The sequence below is a fragment of the Janibacter sp. CFPM2_SD2 genome (assembly GCF_057364645.1).
Window position 1 is genome coordinate 1 of record NZ_JBNFOF010000261.1, and the last position, 3,266, is coordinate 3,266.

The following is a 3,266-nucleotide window of genomic DNA, read 5'->3' on the forward strand; positions in this document are numbered from 1 at the left end:
GTGGCGCCGGGCGAGGTCGTCGGCGTCGACGCGTCGGCCGAGGTGGTCGAGGCCGCCCGGGCCGCGGCTCGCGAGGCCGGGGACGAGCTCACGACCTTCGAGGTGACGGACGCGATGGCCTTGCCCTGGGCGGACGACTCCTTCGACGTCGTCCACGCCCACCAGGTGCTCCAGCACGTCGCCGACCCCGTGGGGCTGCTGCGCGAGATGGCGCGGGTGACCCGACCGGGTGGTCTCGTGGCCGCGCGCGACGCGGACTACGAGGCGATGACCTGGACGCCGGCGCACCCGGGGCTCACCCGCTGGCTCGAGCTCTACCGGGCGGCAGCGCGGGGGACCGGGGCCGAGCCCGACGCCGGCCGCCACCTGCTCGGGTGGGCGCACGCCGCCGGCCTCACCGACGTCACCGCGACGGCCTCGGTATGGTGCTACGCCGACGACGAGGCGCGCGAGTGGTGGGGCGGGCAGTGGCAGCGGCGGGCCGTCGAGTCGGGCTTCCACGACGAGGTGATCCGGCAGGGTCTGTCCGACGAAGGGGGCATCGCCGACGTCGTCGAGGGGTGGCGGGCGTGGACGCACTCGCCCGACGGCTGGTTCGTCGTCGTGCACGGTGAGGTGCTCGCCCGGGTGCCTGCCGCCGGGTGACGACCCCGGTGCGATACTCGGGGCCGCCCGTGACCCCCCTTCGTCCTCCTGGAGTGCCTGCATGACGATCACCGCCGCCGTTGACGGCTCCGCCCTCGGCAACCCCGGCCCGGCCGGCTGGGGCTGGTACATCGACGAGGACCGATGGGCGCGCGGAGGCTGGCCGCACGGCACCAACAACATGGGCGAGCTGACCGCCGTCCTCGACCTGCTCCAGCAGACGGCGCACCTCGACGAGGAGCTGCACGTCATCTGCGACAGCAAGTACGTCATCAACTCGATCACCCAGTGGATGCCCGGCTGGAAGCGCAAGGGCTGGCGCAAGAAGGACGGCAAGCCGGTCCTCAACGTCGAGATCATGCAGGCGCTCGACGCGGCGATGCAGGGCCGGCGGGTGAGCTTCGAGTGGGTCAAGGGGCACGCCGGCCACGAGCTCAACGAGCACGCCGACCGGCTGGCCACGAGCGCCGCCGCTGCCTGGTCGAAGGGGGCTGGCCCCGAGCCCCGGCCCCGGCATCCCCGGCGCCGGGTCGGGTCCTGCGACGCCGGCTCCCTCGGCCGAGCCCACCACCACCGAGGCGCCGGACGAGCCGCTGTCGCTCTTCTGAGGGTCCGGGGTCAGAGCCGGCCGAGCAGCTCCTCGCGGCGGTGCTCGGCGAGGGTGCCGGAGTCGATGGCGAGCCGGGTGGCGTCCCGGTCACCGAGGAAGGCGCGCAGCAGGGTCGGCACGTCGAGGCCCGAGCCCGACGGGGTCACGGTGATCTGGTCGCCCGGTCGGATCTCGCCGGATTGCACGACCTGAAGGTAGGCGCCGCTGCGGCCGTGCGCGGCGAAGCGCTTGACCCAGCCCCGCTCGCCCATCCGCTCGGCGAAGGTCGCGCACGGCACGCGGGGCCCGCGCACCTCGAGCACGGCGCTCCCGACGTGCCACACGTCGCCGATCTCGCTCGCGTCGACGTCGAGGCCGCTCGTCGTGAGGTTCTCCCCGAACATGCCGTCGGGCAGCTCTCGTCCCAGGGCTGCCGCCCAGGCATCGAGCTCCTCGCGGGCGAAGGCGTAGACCGCCTGGTCGCTCCCGCCGTGGTGGCGTCCGTCGCCGATGTGGTCGCCCTCGACGCCGGAGACTCCTGCGCCGTCCTCGACGCGCTTGGGCCCGGGGTCGGCGACGGTGATGACGTCGACGGGCTGCTTGCCGATGCCGGTGGGCCTCCCCTTCGGCACGCGCTGGAGCATGGGTCGGCCGACGTTGACGCTCAGGACGCGGGGGAGGGGCACCCGTGGAGCCTACGTCTCGGGCGGTCGCCGTCCCGGCCCGACCTCGCCTCCGGGTCGAAGAAGGAACGCTCGCTCGAGCGAGCGTTCCTTCTTCGAAGGGGGGATCCACAGCCCGGATCGAGGGCTGGGCGACATCCACAGGTTGGTCCCCGTGGAGGACTCGGTGCGTGCCGGGGCGCCATCGTGGCGGCTGTGGGAGACAAGCCAGCGAGCCGGACGGAGACCGCGGCCGCGCTGCGGGCGGCCGCCTGCGATGCTGCCCTCGCCAGCGACGGGCTGCTCTCGCGTGCGCAGCTGCGAGAGCTCGGGATCGACCGCAACCGCGTGGCGCGTGAGGTGTCCGCCGGGCGGTGGCGCCTGCACGGGCGCAATCGGTGGCCGTGCACACGGGCGAGCTCTCCACGACGGCGCGAGCGTGGTCGGCCGTGTACGAGAGCGGAGGAGACGCCCTCGTCGACGGGGTCACCAGCTTGCAGCTGGCCGGGGTGCGGGGACTGACCGATGAGGCCGTCCACGTCTCGTTGCACCACCTGTGCCAGACGCGGCAGATCGCGGGTGTCGTCCAGCACAAGGTGTCCCGACGGGTCGAGGGCGAAGGGGTGAGCGCCGGTGTCCCTCGGACGCCACCGGCCCTGGCGGCCGTTCGCGCTGCGAGCTGGGCTGCCTCGGACCGGCAGGCGGCTCTCTTCCTCGTGATGCCCGTGCAGCAGCGCATCATCACGGGTGGCCACCTCGTAGCCGCCGCGGAGCTCTACCGGGGCAGGCGCCGGTGCGCGGTCATCGGCGACCTCGTCGCCGACATCGCCGACGGCGCCCACTCCCTGGGGGAGCTCGACATCGGGCCGTGGCTGCGCGCTCGGGGTCTGCCGATGCCCAGCCGGCAGTCCGTGCGTGCGGTCGGGGGCCGCACCAGGTACCTCGACGTGTGCTGGGACGACGTGGGGTTGGCGCTCAAGATCGACGGCGCGGCCCACACCGAGGGCCTGGAGGTGGCGCACGACCATCTGCGGCAGAACTCGCTGGTCATGGATGACCACCTCGTCCTGCGGATGAGTCTGATCGGGCTGCGCGTCGTCCGCGAGGAGTTCCTCGACCAGGTGGTCGAGGCCTACCGGATGCTCAGGGAGCGGTCGCGCAGGAGTGCCTGAATCGAAGAAGGAACGCCCGCTCGAGCGGGCGTTCCTTCTTCGAATGCGCGGCCCCTGGGCAGCAGCGGCCCGGGTGAATCGGGTGTCAGGTCAGCGGGGGAGGGCGGAGGCCGCCCAGCCGCCTCGCGAGGGTGCACCGCCGGGCGGACCAGCCGCTCGGGCGAGGACCAGCGCGAAGGGGGACCCGCCGGGGCCTCC

The 3,266-nt window shown here is 73.6% G+C and carries 3 protein-coding genes and 1 pseudogene; 3 read left to right on the forward strand and 1 reads right to left on the reverse strand.

What is annotated here, in order from left to right; translation table 11 throughout:
- Together AC2W7J_RS16860 and AC2W7J_RS16865 are read left to right on the forward strand one after the other, a co-directional pair.
- The coding region (locus tag AC2W7J_RS16860; RefSeq protein ID WP_485983827.1) for a methyltransferase domain-containing protein at nt 1-645 on the forward strand (645 nt) is incomplete at its 5' end.
- A gap of 61 nt (nt 646-706) precedes the next feature.
- A pseudogene (locus tag AC2W7J_RS16865) lies at nt 707-1,057 on the forward strand (ribonuclease H family protein); the annotation flags it as partial.
- Nucleotides 1,058-1,263: 206 nt separating this feature from the next.
- Here AC2W7J_RS16865 and AC2W7J_RS16870 read toward each other — a convergent pair.
- Nucleotides 1,264-1,920 carry an MOSC domain-containing protein gene (locus tag AC2W7J_RS16870; protein ID WP_255184056.1) on the reverse strand — a complete coding sequence of 219 codons (657 nt, stop codon included), beginning with the start codon at nt 1,918-1,920 and terminating at the stop codon, nt 1,264-1,266.
- Nucleotides 1,921-2,345: 425 nt separating this feature from the next.
- Between AC2W7J_RS16870 and AC2W7J_RS16875 the strand changes: the two genes are divergently transcribed.
- Nucleotides 2,346-3,068: a hypothetical protein gene (locus tag AC2W7J_RS16875; protein WP_485983829.1), complete on the forward strand. Its 723-nt coding sequence runs from the start codon at nt 2,346-2,348 to the stop codon at nt 3,066-3,068.
- The last annotated feature ends 198 nt before the right edge of the window (nt 3,069-3,266 follow it).